The sequence below is a fragment of the Escherichia sp. MOD1-EC5433 genome, assembly GCF_002966005.1.
GTDB classification, from domain to species: Bacteria; Pseudomonadota; Gammaproteobacteria; order Enterobacterales; family Enterobacteriaceae; genus Escherichia; species Escherichia ruysiae.
On sequence record NZ_PTRL01000012.1, the window covers coordinates 67,570 to 86,264 of the forward strand.

Genomic DNA, 18,695 nt, shown 5'->3' on the forward strand with positions numbered 1-18,695 from the left:
GAGGAGTTGTATATGTCCAAGTCTGATGTTTTTCATCTCGGCCTCACTAAAAACGATTTACAAGGGGCTACGCTTGCCATCGTCCCTGGCGACCCGGATCGTGTGGAAAAGATCGCCGCGCTGATGGATAAGCCGGTTAAGCTGGCATCTCACCGCGAATTCACCACCTGGCGTGCAGAGCTGGATGGTAAACCTGTTATTGTCTGCTCTACCGGTATCGGCGGTCCGTCTACTTCTATTGCCGTTGAAGAACTGGCACAGCTGGGCATTCGCACCTTCCTGCGTATCGGTACAACTGGCGCTATTCAGCCGCATATTAATGTTGGCGATGTACTGGTTACCACGGCGTCTGTTCGTCTGGATGGCGCGAGCCTGCACTTCGCACCGCTGGAGTTCCCGGCTGTCGCTGATTTCGAATGTACGACTGCGCTGGTTGAAGCTGCGAAATCTATTGGCGCGACGACGCACGTTGGCGTGACAGCTTCTTCTGATACCTTCTACCCAGGTCAGGAACGTTACGATACTTACTCTGGTCGCGTAGTCCGTCACTTTAAAGGTTCTATGGAAGAGTGGCAGGCGATGGGCGTGATGAACTATGAAATGGAATCTGCAACCCTGCTGACCATGTGTGCAAGTCAGGGCCTGCGTGCCGGTATGGTCGCGGGTGTTATCGTTAACCGCACCCAGCAAGAGATCCCGAATGCTGAGACGATGAAACAAACCGAAAGCCATGCGGTGAAAATCGTGGTGGAAGCGGCGCGTCGTCTGTTGTAATTCTCTTCTCCTGTCTGAAGGCCGACGCGTTCGGCCTTTTGTATTTTTGCGTAGCGCCTCGCAGGAAATGCCTTTCCAACTGGACGTTTGTACAGCACAATTCTATTTTGTGCGGGTAAGTTGTTGCGTCAGGAGGCTTTGTGGATTTCTCAATCATTGTTTATGCCATTATTGCGCTGGTCAGTGTGGCCATCGGCTGGCTGTTTGCCAGTTATCAACATGCGCAGCAAAAAGCCGAGCAATTAGCTGAACGTGAAGAGATGGTCGCGGAGTTAAGCGCGGCAAAACAACAAATTACCCAAAGTGAACACTGGCGCACAGAGTGTGAATTACTCAATAACGAAGTGCGTAGCCTGCAAAGTATTAACACCTCGCTGGAGGCTGATCTGCGTGAAGTGACCACGCGGATGGAGGCCGCACAGCAACACGCTGACGATAAAATTCGCCAGATGATTAACAGCGAGCAGCGTTTGAGCGAGCAGTTTGAAAACCTCGCCAACCGTATTTTCGAGCACAGCAATCGCCGCGTTGATGAGCAAAACCGTCAGAGCCTGAACAGCCTGTTGTCGCCGCTGCGTGAACAACTGGACGGTTTTCGCCGTCAGGTTCAGGACAGCTTCGGTAAAGAAGCACAAGAACGCCATACCCTGACCCACGAAATTCGCAATCTCCAGCAGCTCAACGCGCAAATGGCCCAGGAGGCAATCAACCTGACGCGTGCGCTGAAAGGCGACAATAAAACCCAGGGCAACTGGGGCGAAGTGGTATTAACGCGAGTACTGGAGGCATCTGGCTTGCGTGAAGGGTATGAATACGAAACCCAGGTGAGTATCGAAAATGACGCCCGCTCGCGGATGCAGCCGGATGTCATCGTGCGGCTACCGCAGGGGAAAGACGTGGTGATCGACGCCAAAATGACGCTGATCGCTTATGAACGCTACTTCAACGCGGAAGACGACTACACCCGCGAAAGTGCATTGCAGGAACATATCGCGTCGGTGCGTAACCACATCCGCTTGCTGGGACGTAAAGATTATCAACAGCTGCCGGGGCTAAGAACCCTGGATTACGTGCTGATGTTTATCCCCGTCGAGCCTGCGTTTTTACTGGCGCTTGATCGCCAGCCGGAGCTGATAACAGAAGCGTTGAAAAACAATATCATGCTGGTTAGCCCGACCACGCTGCTGGTGGCGTTGCGTACTATCGCCAATCTCTGGCGTTATGAGCATCAAAGTCGCAACGCCCAGCAAATCGCCGATCGCGCCAGCAAGCTGTACGACAAGATGCGTTTGTTCATCGATGACATGTCTGCGATAGGTCAAAGTCTGGACAAAGCGCAGGATAACTATCGTCAGGCAATGAAAAAACTCTCTTCAGGTCGCGGAAATGTGCTGGCGCAGGCAGAAGCGTTTCGCGGTTTAGGGGTAGAAATTAAACGCGAGATTAATCCGGATTTGGCTGAACAGGCGGTGAGTCAGGATGAAGAGTATCGACTGCGGTCGGTTCCGGGGCAGCCGAATGATGAAGCTTATCAACGCGATGATGAATATAATCAGCAGTCGCGCTAGCCCATTGGGGGTAGTTACGCCGGGTAGAAATCTAGGGCATCGACGCCCAATCTGTTACACTTCTGGAACAATTTTTTGATGAGCAGGCATTGAGATGGTGGATAAGTCACAAGAAACGACGCACTTTGGTTTTCAGACCGTCGCGAAAGAGCAAAAAGCGGATATGGTCGCCCACGTTTTCCATTCCGTGGCATCGAAATACGATGTTATGAATGATTTGATGTCATTTGGTATTCATCGTTTGTGGAAGCGTTTCACGATCGATTGCAGCGGCGTACGCCGTGGGCAGACTGTACTGGATCTGGCTGGCGGCACCGGCGATCTGACAGCGAAATTCTCTCGCCTGGTCGGTGAAACGGGTAAGGTGGTCCTCGCCGATATCAATGAATCCATGCTCAAAATGGGGCGCGAGAAACTGCGTAATATCGGTGTGATTGGCAACGTTGAGTATGTTCAGGCGAACGCCGAGGCGCTGCCGTTCCCGGATAACACCTTTGATTGCATCACCATTTCGTTTGGTCTGCGTAACGTCACCGACAAAGATAAAGCACTACGTTCAATGTATCGCGTGCTGAAACCCGGCGGCCGCCTGCTGGTGCTTGAGTTCTCGAAACCGATTATCGAGCCGTTAAGCAAAGCTTATGACGCTTACTCCTTCCATGTTCTGCCGCGTATTGGCTCGCTGGTCGCGAATGACGCCGACAGCTACCGTTATCTGGCTGAATCCATCCGTATGCATCCCGATCAGGATACTCTGAAAGCCATGATGCAAGATGCCGGATTCGAAAGTGTCGATTATTACAACCTGACGGCTGGCGTTGTGGCGCTGCATCGTGGTTATAAGTTCTGACAGGAGACCGGAAATGCCTTTTAAACCTTTAGTGACGGCAGGAATCGAAAGTCTGCTCAACACCTTCCTGTATCGCTCACCCGCGCTGAAAACCGCCCGCTCGCGTCTGCTGGGTAAAGTATTGCGCGTGGAGGTAAAAGGCTTTTCGACATCGTTGATTCTGGTGTTCAGCGAACGTCAGGTCGATGTACTGGGAGAATGGGCAGGCGATGCTGACTGCACTGTTATCGCTTATGCCAGCGTGTTGCCGAAACTTCGCGATCGCCAGCAGCTTGCTGCACTGATTCGTAGCGGTGAGCTGGAAGTGCAGGGCGATATTCAGGTGGTGCAAAACTTTGTTGCGCTGGCAGATCTGGCGGAGTTCGACCCAGCGGAACTGCTGGCACCTTATACGGGTGATATCGCCGCCGAAGGCATTAGCAAAGCCCTGCGTGGTGGCGCGAAGTTCCTGCATCACGGTATTCAACGCCAGCAACGCTACGTGGCGGAAGCCATTACTGAAGAGTGGCGTATGGCGCCTGGTCCGCTTGAAGTGGCCTGGTTTGCGGAAGAGACATCCGCCGTTGAGCGAGCCGTCGATGAGCTAACCAAACGGCTGGAAAAACTGGAGGCAGTTTAATGACGCCAGGTGAAGTACGGCGCCTGTATTTCATCATTCGCACTTTTTTAAGTTACGGACTTGATGAACTGATCCCTAAAATGCGTATCACTTTGCCGTTGCGGTTATGGCGATACTCATTATTCTGGATGCCGAATCTGCATAAAGACAAACCATTAGGTGAACGACTGCGACTGGCGCTGCAAGAACTGGGTCCGGTATGGATCAAGTTTGGACAGATGCTATCGACCCGCCGTGACCTTTTTCCGCCGCATATTGCTGACCAACTGGCGCTCTTGCAGGATAAAGTCGCGCCTTTTGACGGCGAACTGGCGAAAGCACAAATTGAAGCGGCGATGGGCGGTCTGCCGGTGGAAGCGTGGTTTGATGATTTTGACATTAAGCCGCTGGCATCGGCTTCCGTAGCACAGGTACATACTGCTCGGTTGAAATCGAATGGCAAAGAGGTGGTGATTAAAGTCATTCGCCCGGATATTTTGCCAGTCATAAAAGCGGATCTGAAACTCATCTATCGTCTGGCCCGGTGGGTGCCGCGTTTACTACCGGATGGTCGCCGTCTGCGTCCAACCGAAGTGGTGCGCGAGTACGAAAAGACGTTGCTTGATGAACTGAATTTGCTGCGGGAATCTGCCAACGCCATTCAGCTTCGGCGTAATTTCGAAAATAGCCCGATGCTCTACATCCCGGAAGTTTACCCTGACTATTGCAGTGAAGGGATGATGGTGATGGAGCGTATCTATGGCATTCCAGTTTCGGATGTCGCGACGCTGGAGAAAAACGGCACCAACATGAAATTGTTGGCGGAACGCGGTGTGCAGGTGTTCTTCACTCAGGTCTTTCGCGACAGCTTTTTCCATGCCGATATGCACCCTGGCAACATCTTCGTAAGCTTCGAACACCCGGAAAATCCGAAGTATATCGGTATTGATTGTGGGATTGTCGGCTCGCTAAACAAAGAAGATAAACGCTATCTGGCGGAAAACTTTATCGCCTTCTTTAACCGTGACTATCGCAAGGTAGCGGAACTGCACGTTGATTCTGGCTGGGTGCCACCAGATACCAACGTTGAAGAGTTCGAATTTGCCATTCGTACTGTCTGTGAACCTATTTTTGAGAAACCGCTGGCAGAAATTTCATTTGGACATGTGCTGTTAAATCTGTTTAATACGGCGCGTCGTTTCAATATGGAAGTACAGCCGCAACTGGTGTTACTCCAGAAAACCTTGCTCTACATCGAAGGGGTAGGACGCCAGCTTTATCCGCAGCTCGATTTATGGAAAACGGCGAAGCCTTTTCTCGAGTCATGGATTAAAGATCAGGTTGGTATTCCTGCGCTGGTGAGAGCATTTAAAGAAAAAGCGCCGTTCTGGGTCGAAAAAATGCCAGAACTGCCTGAACTGGTTTACGACAGTTTGCGCCAGGGCAAGTATTTACAGCACAGTGTTGATAAGATTGCCCGCGAGCTTCAGGCAAATCATGTACGTCAGGGACAATCGCGTTATTTTCTCGGAATTGGCGCGACGTTAGTATTAAGCGGCACATTCTTGTTGGTCAGCCGACCGGAATGGGGGCTGATGCCCGGCTGGTTAATGGCAGGTGGTCTGATCGCCTGGTTTGTCGGTTGGCGCAAAACACGCTGATTTTTTCATCGCTCAAGGCGGGCCGTGTAACGTATAATGCGGCCTTGTTTAATCATCATCTACCACAGAGGAACATGTATGGGTGGTATCAGTATTTGGCAGTTATTGATTATTGCCGTCATCGTTGTACTGCTTTTTGGCACCAAAAAGCTCGGCTCCATCGGTTCCGATCTTGGTGCATCAATTAAAGGCTTTAAAAAAGCAATGAGCGATGATGAACCAAAGCAGGATAAAACCAGTCAGGATGCTGATTTTACTGCAAAAACTATCGCCGATAAGCAGGCGGATACGAATCAGGAACAGGCTAAAACAGAAGACGCGAAGCGCCACGATAAAGAGCAGGTGTAATCCGTGTTTGATATCGGTTTTAGCGAACTGCTATTGGTGTTCATCATCGGCCTCGTCGTTCTGGGGCCGCAACGACTGCCTGTGGCGGTAAAAACGGTAGCAGGCTGGATTCGCGCGTTGCGTTCACTGGCGACAACGGTGCAGAACGAACTGACCCAGGAGTTAAAACTCCAGGAGTTTCAGGACAGCCTGAAAAAGGTTGAAAAGGCAAGTCTGACCAACCTGACGCCTGAACTGAAAGCGTCAATGGATGAACTGCGCCAGGCTGCAGAATCGATGAAGCGTTCCTATGTTGCAAACGATCCTGAAAAGGCGAGTGATGAAGCGCACACCATCCATAATCCGGTGGTGAAAGATAATGAAGCTGCGCATGAGGGAGTAACCCCTGCCGCTGCACAAACGCAGGCCAGTTCGCCGGAACAGAAGCCAGAAACCACGCCAGAGCCGGTGGTAAAACCTGTTGCGGACGCTGAACCGAAAACCGCTGCACCTTCCCCTTCGTCGAGTGATAAACCGTAAACATGTCTGTAGAAGATACTCAACCGCTTATCACGCATCTGATTGAGCTGCGTAAGCGTCTGCTGAACTGCATTATCGCGGTGATCGTGATATTTCTGTGCCTGGTCTATTTCGCCAATGATATCTATCACCTGGTATCCGCGCCGTTGATCAAGCAATTGCCGCAAGGTTCAACGATGATCGCCACCGATGTGGCCTCGCCGTTCTTTACGCCGATCAAGCTGACCTTTATGGTATCGCTGATTCTGTCAGCGCCGGTGATTCTCTATCAGGTGTGGGCGTTTATCGCCCCGGCGTTGTATAAGCACGAACGTCGCCTGGTGGTGCCTCTGCTGGTTTCCAGCTCTTTGCTGTTTTATATCGGCATGGCGTTCGCCTACTTCGTGGTCTTTCCACTGGCATTTGGCTTCCTCGCCAATACCGCGCCGGAAGGGGTACAGGTATCCACCGACATCGCCAGCTACTTAAGCTTCGTTATGGCGTTGTTTATGGCGTTTGGTGTTTCGTTTGAAGTGCCGGTTGCCATTGTGCTGCTGTGCTGGATGGGGATTACCTCGCCAGAAGACTTACGCAAAAAACGCCCGTATGTGCTGGTTGGCGCATTCGTCGTTGGGATGCTGCTGACGCCGCCGGATGTCTTCTCGCAAACGCTGCTGGCGATCCCGATGTACTGCCTGTTTGAAATCGGTGTCTTCTTCTCCCGCTTTTACGTTGGTAAAGGCCGAAACCGGGAAGAAGAAAACGACGCTGAAAGCGAAAAAACTGAAGAATAAATTCAACCGCCCGTCAGGGCGGTTGTCATATGGAGTGCAGGATGTTTGATATCGGCGTTAATTTGACCAGTTCACAATTTGCGAAAGACCGTGGTGATGTTGTAGAGCGCGCTTTTGCTGCGGGAGTTGATGGGCTACTCATCACCGGCACTAACCTGCGTGAAAGCCAGCAGGCGCAAAAACTGGCGCGTCAGTATCCGCACTGTTGGTCAACGGCGGGCGTGCATCCTCATGACAGCAGCCAGTGGCAAGCTGCGACCGAAGAAGCAATTATTGAACTGGTCGCGCTGCCAGAAGTAGTGGCGATTGGTGAGTGTGGTCTCGACTTTAACCGCAACTTTTCTACGCCGGAAGAGCAGGAACGCGCTTTTGTTTCCCAGCTACGTATTGCCGCAGAATTAAACATGCCGGTATTTATGCACTGTCGCGATGCCCATGAGCGGTTTATGACATTGCTGGAGCCGTGGCTGAATAAACTGCCTGGTGCGGTTCTTCATTGCTTTACCGGCACACGCGAAGAGATGCAGGCGTGCGTGGCGCGTGGAATTTATATCGGCATTACAGGTTGGGTTTGCGATGAACGACGCGGGCTGGAATTGCGTGATCTGTTGCCATTTATTCCGGCGGAGAAATTGCTGATCGAAACCGATGCGCCGTATTTACTCCCGCGCGATCTCACGCCAAAGCCATCATCCCGGCGTAACGAGCCTGCTTATCTGCCTCATATTGTGCAACGTATTGCGCACTGGCGAGGGGAGGATGCTGCGTGGCTGGCGGCCACCACAGATGCCAATGTCAAAACGCTGTTTGGGATTGCGTTCTAGAGTTTGCGGAACTCAGTGTTCTTCACGCTGTGCTTAATTTCTTTATTGATAAGATTAAGCAATAGCATGGAGCGTGCCTCGCCGTCGGGTTCGGTGAAAATGGCCTGAAAACCTTCGAATGCGCCTTCGGTAATAATCACCTTATCACCTGGATATGGCGTTGCCGGATCGACAATGTCTTCCGGTTTATACACCGACAGCTGATGAATCACAGCCGATGGGACTATCGCTGGCGATGCACCAAAGCGCACGAAGTGGCTGACACCACGTGTGGCGTTGATGGTAGTGGTATGAATCACTTCTGGATCAAATTCCACAAACAGGTAGTTGGGGAACAACGGCTCACTGACTGCGGTACGTTTGCCACGCACGATTTTTTCCAGGGTGATCATCGGTGCCAGGCAATTAACGGCCTGTCTTTCGAGGTGTTCCTGGGCACGTTGAAGTTGCCCGCGCTTGCAGTACAGTAAATACCAGGATTGCATAATGACTCTTATCCGTTTAATCGGGGCGCAAGAATAGCAAAAGCGATGCGTTAAGTTAATTATATTCCCCGGTTTGCGTTATAGCGCCTGAGTTCACGCTAATTTAACAAATTTACAGCATCGCGAAGATGAACGCCGTATAATGGGCGCAGATTAAGAGGCTACAATGGACGCCATGAAATATAACGATTTACGCGACTTCCTGACTCTGCTTGAACAGCAGGGTGAGCTAAAACGTATCACGCTCCCGGTGGATCCGCATCTGGAAATCACTGAAATTGCTGACCGCACATTGCGTGCCGGTGGGCCTGCGCTGTTGTTCGAAAACCCTAAAGGGTACTCGATGCCGGTGCTGTGCAACCTGTTCGGTACGCCGAAGCGCGTGGCGATGGGCATGGGGCAGGAAGATGTTTCGGCGCTACGTGAAGTCGGTAAATTATTAGCGTTTCTGAAAGAGCCGGAGCCGCCAAAAGGTTTCCGCGACCTGTTTGATAAGCTGCCGCAGTTTAAGCAGGTGTTGAACATGCCAACGAAACGGTTACGTGGTGCGCCTTGTCAGCAAAAAATCGTCTCCGGCGAGGATGTCGATCTTAACCGCATTCCCATTATGACCTGCTGGCCGGAAGATGCCGCTCCGCTGATTACCTGGGGGTTGACCGTAACGCGTGGCCCGCACAAAGAGCGGCAGAATCTTGGCATTTATCGCCAGCAGTTGATTGGTAAAAACAAGCTGATTATGCGCTGGTTGTCGCATCGCGGCGGCGCGCTGGATTTCCAGGAGTGGTGTGCGGTGCATCCGGGCGAACGTTTCCCGGTTTCTGTGGCGCTGGGTGCTGATCCCGCCACAATTCTCGGTGCAGTCACGCCCGTTCCAGATACGCTTTCAGAGTATGCATTTGCCGGATTACTACGCGGCACCAAAACCGAAGTGGTGAAGTGTATCTCCAATGACCTTGAAGTGCCCGCCAGTGCGGAAATTGTGCTGGAAGGGTATATCGAACAAGGCGAAACGGCGCCAGAAGGGCCGTATGGCGACCACACCGGTTACTATAATGAAGTCGATAGTTTCCCGGTATTTACCGTGACGCATATTACTCAGCGTGAAGATGCGATTTACCACTCCACCTATACTGGTCGTCCGCCGGATGAACCTGCGGTACTGGGTGTGGCGTTGAACGAAGTGTTCGTGCCGATTCTACAAAAACAATTCCCGGAAATTGTCGATTTTTACCTGCCGCCGGAAGGCTGTTCCTATCGTCTGGCGGTTGTGACGATCAAAAAGCAATACGCCGGGCACGCGAAGCGCGTCATGATGGGCGTCTGGTCGTTCTTACGCCAGTTTATGTACACCAAATTTGTGATCGTTTGCGATGATGATGTCAACGCACGCGACTGGAATGATGTGATTTGGGCGATTACTACCCGTATGGACCCGGCGCGGGATACCGTTCTGGTAGAAAATACACCCATTGATTACCTGGATTTTGCCTCGCCTGTGTCCGGGCTGGGTTCAAAAATGGGGCTGGATGCCACGAATAAATGGCCAGGGGAAACCCAGCGTGAATGGGGACGTCCCATCAAAAAAGATCCGGATGTTGTCGCGCATATTGACGCCATCTGGGATGAACTGGCTATTTTTAACAACGGTAAAAGCGCCTGAGGCGCGTTTGTATTGCCCTATTTATCGATCCGACAGAGAAAGCGCATGACAACCTTAAGCTGTAAAGTGACCTCGGTAGAAGCTATCACGGATACCGTATATCGTGTCCGAATCGTGCCAGACGCGGCCTTTTCTTTTCGTGCTGGTCAGTATTTGATGGTAGTGATGGACGAGCGCGATAAACGCCCGTTCTCAATGGCCTCGACGCCGAATGAACAAGGTTTCATTGAGCTGCATATTGGCGCTTCTGAAATCAACCTTTACGCGAAAGCAGTCATGGATCGCATCCTCAAAGATCATCAAATCGTGGTCGATATTCCGCACGGTGATGCGTGGCTGCGCGATGATGAAGAGCGTCCGATGATTCTGATTGCGGGCGGCACCGGGTTCTCTTATGCCCGTTCGATTTTGCTGACGGCGCTGGCGCGTAATCCCAATCGTGATATCACCATTTACTGGGGCGGGCGTGAAGAGCAGCACCTTTATGATCTTTCCGAACTTGAGGCGCTTTCGCTTAAGCATCCTGGTCTGCAAGTGGTGCCGGTGGTTGAACAACCGGAAGCGGGCTGGCGTGGGCGTACTGGCACGGTTTTAACGGCGGTGTTGCAGGATCACGGTACGCTGGCAGAGCATGATATCTACATTGCCGGACGTTTTGAGATGGCGAAAATCGCTCGTGACCTGTTTTGCAGTGAGCGTAATGCGCGGGAAGACCGCCTGTTTGGCGATGCGTTTGCGTTTATCTAAGCCATAAAAAAACCCGCCCCTGACAGGCGGGAAGAACGGCAACTAAACTGTTAATCAGTGGCATTTACATCGACGCTGCATCCGGCAAACAATGCCCGATGCGACGCTGTTGCGTCTTATCGTGCCTACAAATAGTTCTGAACCGTAGGCCGGATAAGGCGTTTACGCCGCATCCGGCAAGTGGTTAAACCCGCTCAAACACCGTCGCAATGCCCTGACCCAGGCCGATACACATCGTCGCCAGACCAAACTGGACGTCTTTGCGTTCCATCAGATTCAGCAGCGTGGTGCTGATACGCGCACCGGAACAACCCAGCGGATGACCCAGCGCGATCGCGCCACCATTGAGGTTGATCTTCTCGTCAATTTGCTCCATTAACCCGAGATCTTTAATGCACGGCAGGATCTGCGCGGCAAAGGCTTCATTCATTTCAAACACGCCGATATCACTGGCAGAAAGCCCCGCTTTTTTCAACGCCAGCTTAGAGGCCGGAACCGGGCCGTAACCCATAATCGATGGGTCACAACCAACGACCGCCATCGAACGCACACGGGCGCGCGGCTTAAGGCCTAATTCACGGGCGCGGCTTTCACTCATTACCAGCATGGCAGCTGCGCCATCGGAGAGAGCAGAAGACGTACCCGCCGTCACCGTACCGCTGACCGGATCGAACGCCGGACGTAGCGTGGCGAGGGCTTCCACGGTAGTTTCCGGTCGAATCACTTCGTCATAATTAAACTGCTTCAGGACGCCGTCGGCATCGTGACCACCGGTCGGGATGATTTCATTTTTAAATGCGCCCGACTGTGTGGCGGCCCAGGCGCGAGCGTGTGATCGCGCGGCAAAGGCATCCTGCATTTCACGGCTGATACCGTGCATACGCGCCAGCATTTCTGCCGTTAAGCCCATCATGCCCGCCGCTTTGGCGACATTACGGCTAAGACCGGGGTGAAAATCGACGCCGTGGCTCATCGGCACATGGCCCATATGCTCCACGCCGCCGACCAGACATGCCTGCGCATCGCCGGTCATGATCATCCGTGCTGCGTCATGCAATGCCTGCATGGATGAACCACACAAGCGATTGACGGTCACCGCAGGGACAGAGTGCGGCACTTCTGCCAGCAGCGCAGCGTTACGGGCGATGTTAAAACCCTGCTCCAGCGTCTGCTGCACACACCCCCAGTAAATATCGTCGAGAGTAGCCGCTTCCAGCGCCGGATTACGCGCCAGCAGGCTACGCATTAAATGAGCGGAGAGATCTTCCGCACGCACGTTACGAAAAGCACCGCCCTTCGAACGGCCCATCGGGGTGCGAATTGCATCGACAATGACAACCTGTTCCATTGTGACTCCTTAAGCCGTTTTCAGGTCGCCAACCGGACGGGCTGGCTCAACCGGGGGATAGTACGGTTCGTTATGACGTGCTTTATTACGCAGACCTTCCGGCACTTCATACAGCGGGCCGAGGTGCTGATATTGCTGTGCCATATCGAGGTATTTCGCGCTGCCGAGGGTGTCCAGCCAGCGGAACGCGCCGCCGTGGAACGGAGGGAAGCCCAGGCCGTAGACCAGCGCCATGTCCGCTTCTGCCGGAGTGGCGATAATGCTTTCTTCCAGACAGCGCACCACTTCGTTGACCATCGGGATCATCATGCGGGCGATAATCTCTTCTTCGCTGAAATCGCGCTTCGGCTGGCTGACTTCTGCCAGCAGGCCGTCAACGACGGCGTCTTCTTCTTTCTTCGGCTTACCTTTGCTGTCTTCTTTATAACGCCAGAAACCGAGGCCGTTCTTCTGACCAAAGCGGTTGGCATCAAACAGCGCGTCGATGGCGTCGCGATAATCTTTCTGCATCCGCTGCGGGAAGCCTGCTGCCATCACTGCCTGGGCGTGGTGCGCGGTATCAATCCCCACGACATCCAGCAGATATGCCGGACCCATCGGCCAGCCAAACTGTTTTTCCATCACTTTGTCGATTTTGCGGAAGTCCGCGCCGTCGCGAAGCAACTGACTGAATCCAGCGAAGTAGGGGAACAGTACGCGGTTAACGAAGAAGCCGGGGCAGTCGTTCACCACAATCGGCGTCTTGCCCATCTTGCTTGCCCAGGCGACGACTTTCGCGATGGTTTCGTCGGAGCTTTTCTCGCCGCGAATAATTTCCACCAACGGCATCCGGTGCACCGGGTTAAAGAAGTGCATACCGCAGAAGTTTTCCGGGCGTTCCAGCGCGTTGGCCAGTTCGCTGATAGGAATGGTTGAAGTGTTAGAGGCCAGTACGGTATCCGGGCGAACTTTCTGCTCGGTTTCTGCCAGCACGGCTTTTTTCACTTTTGGGTTTTCAACAACCGCTTCTACCACAACATCCACACGGTCAAACCCGGCGTAGTCGAGCGTTGGGTGGATCGTGGAGATCACGCCAGCCAGTTTCAGACCATCGATCTTGCCGCGCTCAAGCTGCTTGTTCAGCAGTTTCGCGGCTTCAGTCATGCCGAGGGTTAACGACTTGTCGTTGATATCTTTCATGATCACCGGCACGCCCTTCCACGCAGACTGGTAAGCAATGCCGCCCCCCATAATGCCTGCGCCCAGCACAGCGGCCTGTTTCGGGGTTTCAACGTCTTTGGTGAGTTTCTTCGCTTTGCCTTTTACATATTGATCGTTAAGGAAAATGCCGACCAGTGCGCGAGCTTCGTTGGTATGCGCCAGCGGGACAAAACTTTTGTTTTCCAGGTTTAAGGCTTCTTCACGGCCAAAACGGGCAGCCGCTTCAATAGTTTTTACTGCGGTGATGGGGGCCGGATAATGTTTCCCCGCCGTTTGCGCGACCATCCCTTTAGCGATGGTGAAGCTCATGGTGGCTTCAATCTTGCTCAGTTTTAGCGGTTCCAGCTTCGGCTGACGTTTCGCTTTCCAGTCGAGGTCGCCGTTAATGGCCTGGCGTAAAATCGCCATCGCACCATCAACCAGTTTTTCTGCTTTGACTACGCCATCCACCAGACCGATTTTCAGCGCCTGGTCCGCGCCGATATCTTTACCGGCGGCAATGATTTCCAGCGCACTGTCAGCGCCCAGCATACGTGGCATACGTACAGAACCGCCAAAGCCCGGCATGATGCCCAGTTTGGTTTCCGGCAGACCGATGCGCAGATCCGGCGTCGCCAGACGATAATCGGTCGCCAGCACGCATTCGCAGCCACCACCCAGCGCGTAGCCGTTGACGGCGGCAATGGTCGGCACCGGCAGATCTTCCAGGCGATTAAACACGCTATTGGCAAAATGCAGCCACTGGCTTAACTGTTCTTCGGGAACGAGGAACAGGGACAAAAATTCGGTGATATCAGCACCGACGATAAAGGCCGCTTTGTTCGAACGCAGCAGCAGCCCTTTTAAATCTGATTGCTGTTCCAGCACGCCGATGGCCTCGCCGAGGCTGGCGACGGTCGCAGTGTCGAGTTTATTAACTGAACCTGGGGCATCAAATACCAGTTCGGCAATGCCATCTTCCAGCCAGTTAAGGTACAGGGTGTCGCCTTTGTAAAGCATGTCAGTCTCCTGAATCCGCAAGGTGATCTGGTCGTACCAGATGAAATGGAGTGTGTATTTTGTGTTAAAAATATGCAAACAAAAGATTAAAGAAATGCCGATTCGATCACGCTCGGCAGAAATCACGCTCTGTATTAACGTTGTGCTAAGATGCGGAGACTTAAGGTCAAAAAAACAGAAGGGTAAAAAATGGAATCACTGGCCTCGCTCTATAAAAATCATATAGCTACCTTACAGGAACGGACTCGCGATGCACTGGCGCGCTTCAAGCTGGATGCATTACTTATTCACTCCGGCGAGCTGTTCAATGTTTTTCTCGACGATCATCCTTATCCGTTTAAAGTGAACCCACAATTTAAAGCGTGGGTGCCGGTAACTCAGGTGCCAAACTGCTGGCTGCTGGTGGATGGCGTGAACAAGCCGAAACTGTGGTTTTATCTGCCGGTTGATTACTGGCACAACGTCGAACCTTTGCCGACCTCTTTCTGGACTGAGGATGTGGAAGTGATCGCGCTGCCGAAAGCCGATGGCATTGGTAGCCTGCTGCCCGCTGCGCGCGGCAATATTGGCTATATTGGCCCAGTGCCGGAACGTGCGCTGCAACTGGGCATTGAGGCCAGTAATATCAACCCGAAAGGGGTGATCGACTACCTGCATTACTACCGCTCCTTCAAAACCGAGTACGAACTGGCCTGTATGCGTGAAGCGCAGAAAATGGCAGTCAACGGTCATCGCGCGGCAGAAGAAGCCTTCCGTTCAGGTATGAGCGAGTTCGATATCAACATTGCCTATCTGACCGCGACCGGTCATCGTGATACCGACGTGCCTTACAGCAACATTGTGGCGCTTAACGAACATGCTGCGGTGCTGCATTACACCAAACTGGATCATCAGGCGCCGGAAGAGATGCGCAGCTTCCTGCTGGATGCCGGGGCAGAATATAACGGCTATGCGGCTGACCTGACCCGTACCTGGTCGGCAAAAAGCGACAACGACTACGCACAGCTGGTGAAAGACGTAAATGATGAACAACTGGCGCTGATCGCCACCATGAAAGCAGGCGTCAGCTATGTGGATTACCACATCCAGTTCCATCAGCGCATCGCCAAACTGCTGCGTAAACATCAAATCATCACCGATATGAGTGAAGAAACGATGGTCGAAAACGATCTCACCGGACCGTTTATGCCGCACGGTATTGGCCATCCGCTTGGTCTGCAGGTGCATGATGTAGCCGGTTTTATGCAGGATGATAGCGGTACGCACCTCGCGGCACCGGCAAAATATCCGTACCTGCGCTGCACCCGTATTCTCCAGCCAGGCATGGTGTTAACCATCGAACCGGGTATCTACTTCATCGAATCGCTGCTGGCGCCGTGGCGTGAAGGTCAGTTCAGTAAACACTTCAACTGGCAGAAAATTGAAGCACTGAAACCGTTCGGCGGCATTCGTATCGAAGACAACGTGGTGATCCACGAAAACAACGTGGAAAACATGACCCGGGATCTGAAACTGGCGTGATGGAAAGCTGGTTAATTCCTGCGGCACCGGTCACGGTCGTTGAAGAGATCAAAAAGAGCCGCTTCATTACGCTGTTGGCGCATACCGATGGCGTCGAGGCGGCGAAAGCGTTTGTTGAATCGGTGCGGGCAGAGCACCCAGATGCCCGCCACCATTGCGTGGCGTGGGTAGCTGGCGCACCGGATGATTCTCAACAACTGGGTTTCTCTGATGACGGGGAACCTGCGGGAACGGCAGGTAAACCGATGCTCGCCCAACTAATGGGCAGCGGCGTCGGGGAAATTACCGCCGTGGTGGTGCGCTACTACGGTGGCATCTTGCTGGGCACTGGTGGGTTAGTGAAAGCGTATGGTGGCGGCGTGAATCAGGCGCTGCGACAGCTAACGACCCAACGCAAGACGCCATTAACCGAATATACTTTGCAATGTGAATATAGTCAGTTAACCGGCATTGAAGCGTTGCTGGGGCAGTGTGGTGGCAAAATTATCAACAGTGATTATCAGGCATTCGTTCTGCTGCGGTTGGCGCTTCCGGCGGCGAAAGTGGCTGAATTTTCCGCAAAGCTGGCGGATTTTAGCCGTGGTTCATTGCAATTGTTAGCGATTGAAGAATAATCCCCACTTCGTTTTGCAGAACTAAGGAAGCGGCAGAGATGCATTTTCGCGCCATTACCCGAATCGTTGGACTACTGGTCATCTTATTTTCAGGGACCATGATTATCCCTGGGCTGGTAGCACTCATTTACCGGGATGGAGCGGGCCGCGCTTTTACCCAGACCTTTTTTGTCGCCCTCGCCATTGGCTCTATGCTTTGGTGGCCGAACCGCAAAGAGAAGGGCGAACTGAAATCCCGTGAGGGGTTTCTGATAGTGGTGCTGTTCTGGACCGTGCTGGGTAGCGTCGGTGCGCTCCCTTTTATCTTCTCGGAAAGCCCGAACCTCACGATTACCGATGCGTTTTTTGAATCTTTCTCCGGCCTGACCACTACGGGAGCCACTACGCTGGTGGGGCTGGATTCGCTCCCTCACGCCATCCTCTTTTATCGCCAGATGCTGCAATGGTTTGGCGGGATGGGGATCATCGTGTTGGCGGTTGCGATACTGCCTATCCTCGGCGTGGGTGGGATGCAGCTCTATCGCGCAGAAATGCCCGGCCCGCTGAAAGATAACAAAATGCGCCCGCGTATTGCGGAAACGGCGAAAACCTTGTGGCTGATTTATGTCTTGCTGACCGTCGCCTGTGCGCTGGCGCTGTGGTTTGCCGGAATGAATGCTTTTGATGCCATCGGTCATAGCTTCGCGACAATCGCCATTGGCGGCTTCTCAACCCATGATGCCAGCGTTGGCTATTTCGATAGCCCGACAATTAACACTATCATTGCTATCTTCCTGCTGATCTCCGGCTGTAACTATGGCCTGCACTTCTCGCTGCTAAGTGGTCGTAGTCTGAAGGTTTACTGGCGCGATCCGGAATTTCGCATGTTTATCGGCGTACAGTTTACGCTGGTGGTTATTTGTACACTCGTACTGTGGTTTCATAATGTCTACAGTTCGGCGCTGATGACGATTAACCAGGCGTTTTTCCAGGTGGTGTCGATGGCGACAACCGCTGGGTTTACGACTGACAGCATTGCCCGCTGGCCGCTCTTTTTGCCGGTACTGCTGTTATGTTCAGCTTTTATCGGCGGTTGCGCCGGGTCAACGGGCGGTGGCCTGAAAGTGATCCGCATCTTACTGTTGTTCAAACAGGGGAACCGTGAGCTGAAACGACTGGTGCATCCGAACGCCGTCTACAGCATTAAGTTGGGGAACCGTGCACTGCCGGAACGTATCCTCGAGGCTGTATGGGGATTTTTCTCGGCCTATGCGTTGGTATTTATTGTCAGTATGTTGGCGATTATCGCCACTGGCGTGGATGACTTTTCTGCCTTTGCTTCGGTTGTGGCGACATTGAATAACCTGGGGCCGGGGCTTGGCGTGGTTGCTGATAACTTTACCAGCATGAACCCGGTGGCTAAATGGATCCTGATTGCCAATATGTTGTTTGGTCGTCTCGAGGTGTTTACATTGCTGGTGCTCTTTACCCCGACTTTCTGGCGTGAATGATGGAGTAATACGTGAAAACATTAATTCTTTTCTCAACAAGGGACGGACAAACGCGCGAGATTGCCTCCTACCTGGCTTCGGAACTGAAAGAACTGGGGATCCAGGCGGATGTCGCTAATGTGCACCGCATTGAAGAGCCACAGTGGGAAAACTACGATCGCGTGGTCATTGGCGCGTCTATTCGCTACGGTCACTACCATTCTGCGTTCCAGGAATTTGTCAAAAAACATGCGACGCAGCTGAACTCAATGCCGAGCGCCTTTTACTCCGTAAACCTGGTGGCGCGTAAACCGGAGAAGCGTACTGTGCAGACTAATAGCTACGCGCGGAAGTTTCTGATGAACTCACAATGGCGTCCCGATCGCTGTGCAGTCATTGCCGGGGCGCTGCGTTATCCCCGCTATCGTTGGTACGACCGCTTTATGATCAAGCTCATCATGAAGATGTCAGGCGGTGAAACGGATACGCGCAAAGAAGTTGTCTATACCGATTGGGAGCAAGTGGCGAATTTCGCCCGGGAAATTGCCCATTTAACCGACAAACCGACGCTGAAATAAGCATAAAGAATAAAAAACGCGCATTCGGAAAATTATTTTAAATTTCCTCTTGTCAGCTCAGAATAACTCCCTATAATGCGCCACCACTGACACGGAACAACGGCAGACAAGCCGCCGGGTCAGCGGGATTCTCCTGAGAATTCCGGCAGAGAAAAGCAA

Annotated in this window: 18 protein-coding genes; 15 read left to right on the plus strand and 3 right to left on the minus strand. The window is 52.8% G+C overall.

Annotation, left to right across the window (positions count from 1 at the left end; translation table 11 throughout):
- Positions 1–12: 12 nt before the first annotated feature.
- The 9 genes from udp (at position 13) to tatD (ending at position 7,915) form a co-directional block, all read left to right on the plus strand.
- The gene (gene udp, locus C3D30_RS19610; RefSeq protein ID WP_000045177.1) at positions 13–774 is read left to right on the plus strand and encodes a uridine phosphorylase; all 762 of its coding nucleotides are present in this window, start codon (positions 13–15) and stop codon (positions 772–774) included.
- 140 nt (positions 775–914) lie between these two features.
- Positions 915–2,342, plus strand: a complete 1,428-nt coding sequence (gene rmuC / locus C3D30_RS19615) for a DNA recombination protein RmuC (RefSeq protein ID WP_105287295.1) — start codon at positions 915–917, stop codon at positions 2,340–2,342.
- A 94-nt stretch (positions 2,343–2,436) separates the two neighbouring features.
- Positions 2,437–3,192: a bifunctional demethylmenaquinone methyltransferase/2-methoxy-6-polyprenyl-1,4-benzoquinol methylase UbiE gene (ubiE, locus tag C3D30_RS19620; protein WP_000227958.1), complete on the plus strand. Its 756-nt coding sequence runs from the start codon at positions 2,437–2,439 to the stop codon at positions 3,190–3,192.
- 13 nt (positions 3,193–3,205) lie between these two features.
- A complete protein-coding gene (ubiJ, locus tag C3D30_RS19625) occupies positions 3,206–3,811 on the plus strand; it encodes a ubiquinone biosynthesis protein UbiJ (RefSeq protein WP_105287296.1) in 606 nt (201 codons plus the stop codon).
- A complete protein-coding gene (gene ubiB / locus C3D30_RS19630) occupies positions 3,811–5,451 on the plus strand; it encodes a ubiquinone biosynthesis regulatory protein kinase UbiB (protein ID WP_105287297.1) in 1,641 nt (546 codons plus the stop codon). The genes ubiJ and ubiB overlap by 1 nt, the downstream gene beginning before the upstream one ends.
- A 78-nt stretch (positions 5,452–5,529) precedes the next feature.
- Positions 5,530–5,799: a Sec-independent protein translocase subunit TatA gene (gene tatA / locus C3D30_RS19635; RefSeq protein ID WP_001295260.1), complete on the plus strand. Its 270-nt coding sequence runs from the start codon at positions 5,530–5,532 to the stop codon at positions 5,797–5,799.
- 3 nt (positions 5,800–5,802) lie between these two features.
- Entirely contained in the window at positions 5,803–6,318 is a 516-nt protein-coding gene (gene tatB, locus C3D30_RS19640; protein WP_000459596.1) for a Sec-independent protein translocase protein TatB, read from the plus strand.
- A 2-nt stretch (positions 6,319–6,320) separates the two neighbouring features.
- Entirely contained in the window at positions 6,321–7,091 is a 771-nt protein-coding gene (tatC, locus tag C3D30_RS19645; protein WP_000109945.1) for a Sec-independent protein translocase subunit TatC, read from the plus strand.
- Positions 7,092–7,132: 41 nt separating this feature from the next.
- Entirely contained in the window at positions 7,133–7,915 is a 783-nt protein-coding gene (gene tatD / locus C3D30_RS19650) for a 3'-5' ssDNA/RNA exonuclease TatD (RefSeq protein WP_105287298.1), read from the plus strand.
- Here the strand turns inward: tatD and rfaH are convergent.
- A complete protein-coding gene (gene rfaH, locus C3D30_RS19655) occupies positions 7,912–8,400 on the minus strand; it encodes a transcription/translation regulatory transformer protein RfaH (protein WP_001192392.1) in 489 nt (162 codons plus the stop codon). The two genes, tatD and rfaH, sit on opposite strands and share 4 nt — an antisense overlap.
- Positions 8,401–8,566: 166 nt before the next feature.
- On the opposite strand from rfaH, the gene ubiD reads away from it, so the two are divergent.
- Both ubiD and fre read left to right on the plus strand, forming a co-directional pair.
- Positions 8,567–10,060 (plus strand): 4-hydroxy-3-polyprenylbenzoate decarboxylase, encoded by a 1,494-nt coding sequence (ubiD, locus tag C3D30_RS19660; RefSeq protein ID WP_105287299.1) that lies wholly within the window; start codon positions 8,567–8,569, stop codon positions 10,058–10,060.
- Positions 10,061–10,105: 45 nt separating this feature from the next.
- Positions 10,106–10,807, plus strand: a complete 702-nt coding sequence (gene fre / locus C3D30_RS19665; protein WP_010352530.1) for an NAD(P)H-flavin reductase — start codon at positions 10,106–10,108, stop codon at positions 10,805–10,807.
- Positions 10,808–10,991: 184 nt separating this feature from the next.
- Here the strand turns inward: fre and fadA are convergent, their stop codons facing one another.
- Together fadA and fadB are read right to left on the minus strand one after the other, a co-directional pair.
- Positions 10,992–12,155: an acetyl-CoA C-acyltransferase FadA gene (gene fadA / locus C3D30_RS19670; protein WP_105285811.1), complete on the minus strand. Its 1,164-nt coding sequence runs from the start codon at positions 12,153–12,155 to the stop codon at positions 10,992–10,994.
- A 9-nt stretch (positions 12,156–12,164) separates the two neighbouring features.
- Positions 12,165–14,354: a fatty acid oxidation complex subunit alpha FadB gene (fadB, locus tag C3D30_RS19675; protein ID WP_105287300.1), complete on the minus strand. Its 2,190-nt coding sequence runs from the start codon at positions 14,352–14,354 to the stop codon at positions 12,165–12,167.
- 189 nt (positions 14,355–14,543) lie between these two features.
- On the opposite strand from fadB, the gene pepQ reads away from it, so the two are divergent.
- From pepQ to hemG, 4 genes are read left to right on the plus strand one after another with little or no spacing between them, the layout of a single operon-like run.
- Positions 14,544–15,875, plus strand: coding sequence for a Xaa-Pro dipeptidase (pepQ, locus tag C3D30_RS19680; RefSeq protein ID WP_105287301.1), 1,332 nt, complete (start codon positions 14,544–14,546; stop codon positions 15,873–15,875).
- Entirely contained in the window at positions 15,875–16,489 is a 615-nt protein-coding gene (locus tag C3D30_RS19685) for an IMPACT family protein (protein ID WP_016158874.1), read from the plus strand. The genes pepQ and C3D30_RS19685 overlap by 1 nt, the downstream gene beginning before the upstream one ends.
- 38 nt (positions 16,490–16,527) lie before the next feature.
- Positions 16,528–17,979 carry a Trk system potassium transporter TrkH gene (gene trkH / locus C3D30_RS19690; protein ID WP_000545681.1) on the plus strand — a complete coding sequence of 484 codons (1,452 nt, stop codon included), beginning with the start codon at positions 16,528–16,530 and terminating at the stop codon, positions 17,977–17,979.
- A gap of 11 nt (positions 17,980–17,990) precedes the next feature.
- Positions 17,991–18,536, plus strand: a complete 546-nt coding sequence (gene hemG, locus C3D30_RS19695) for a menaquinone-dependent protoporphyrinogen IX dehydrogenase (RefSeq protein ID WP_000853955.1) — start codon at positions 17,991–17,993, stop codon at positions 18,534–18,536.
- Positions 18,537–18,695 lie beyond the last annotated feature (159 nt).

Bases quoted from the DNA above. Each gene is read 5' to 3' on its own strand.
- pepQ (WP_105287301.1), top strand. From the start codon at position 14,544: ATGGAATCACTGGCCTCGCTCTATAAAAATCATATAGCTACCTTACAG.
- fadA (WP_105285811.1), bottom strand. From the start codon at position 12,155: ATGGAACAGGTTGTCATTGTCGATGCAATTCGCACCCCGATGGGCCGT.
- fadB (WP_105287300.1), bottom strand. From the start codon at position 14,354: ATGCTTTACAAAGGCGACACCCTGTACCTTAACTGGCTGGAAGATGGC.
- ubiB (WP_105287297.1), top strand. From the start codon at position 3,811: ATGACGCCAGGTGAAGTACGGCGCCTGTATTTCATCATTCGCACTTTT.
- rfaH (WP_001192392.1), bottom strand. From the start codon at position 8,400: ATGCAATCCTGGTATTTACTGTACTGCAAGCGCGGGCAACTTCAACGT.
- C3D30_RS19685 (WP_016158874.1), top strand. From the start codon at position 15,875: ATGGAAAGCTGGTTAATTCCTGCGGCACCGGTCACGGTCGTTGAAGAG.
- tatD (WP_105287298.1), top strand. From the start codon at position 7,133: ATGTTTGATATCGGCGTTAATTTGACCAGTTCACAATTTGCGAAAGAC.
- tatA (WP_001295260.1), top strand. From the start codon at position 5,530: ATGGGTGGTATCAGTATTTGGCAGTTATTGATTATTGCCGTCATCGTT.
- ubiE (WP_000227958.1), top strand. From the start codon at position 2,437: ATGGTGGATAAGTCACAAGAAACGACGCACTTTGGTTTTCAGACCGTC.
- trkH (WP_000545681.1), top strand. From the start codon at position 16,528: ATGCATTTTCGCGCCATTACCCGAATCGTTGGACTACTGGTCATCTTA.
- fre (WP_010352530.1), top strand. From the start codon at position 10,106: ATGACAACCTTAAGCTGTAAAGTGACCTCGGTAGAAGCTATCACGGAT.
- ubiJ (WP_105287296.1), top strand. From the start codon at position 3,206: ATGCCTTTTAAACCTTTAGTGACGGCAGGAATCGAAAGTCTGCTCAAC.
- ubiD (WP_105287299.1), top strand. From the start codon at position 8,567: ATGGACGCCATGAAATATAACGATTTACGCGACTTCCTGACTCTGCTT.
- udp (WP_000045177.1), top strand. From the start codon at position 13: ATGTCCAAGTCTGATGTTTTTCATCTCGGCCTCACTAAAAACGATTTA.
- tatC (WP_000109945.1), top strand. From the start codon at position 6,321: ATGTCTGTAGAAGATACTCAACCGCTTATCACGCATCTGATTGAGCTG.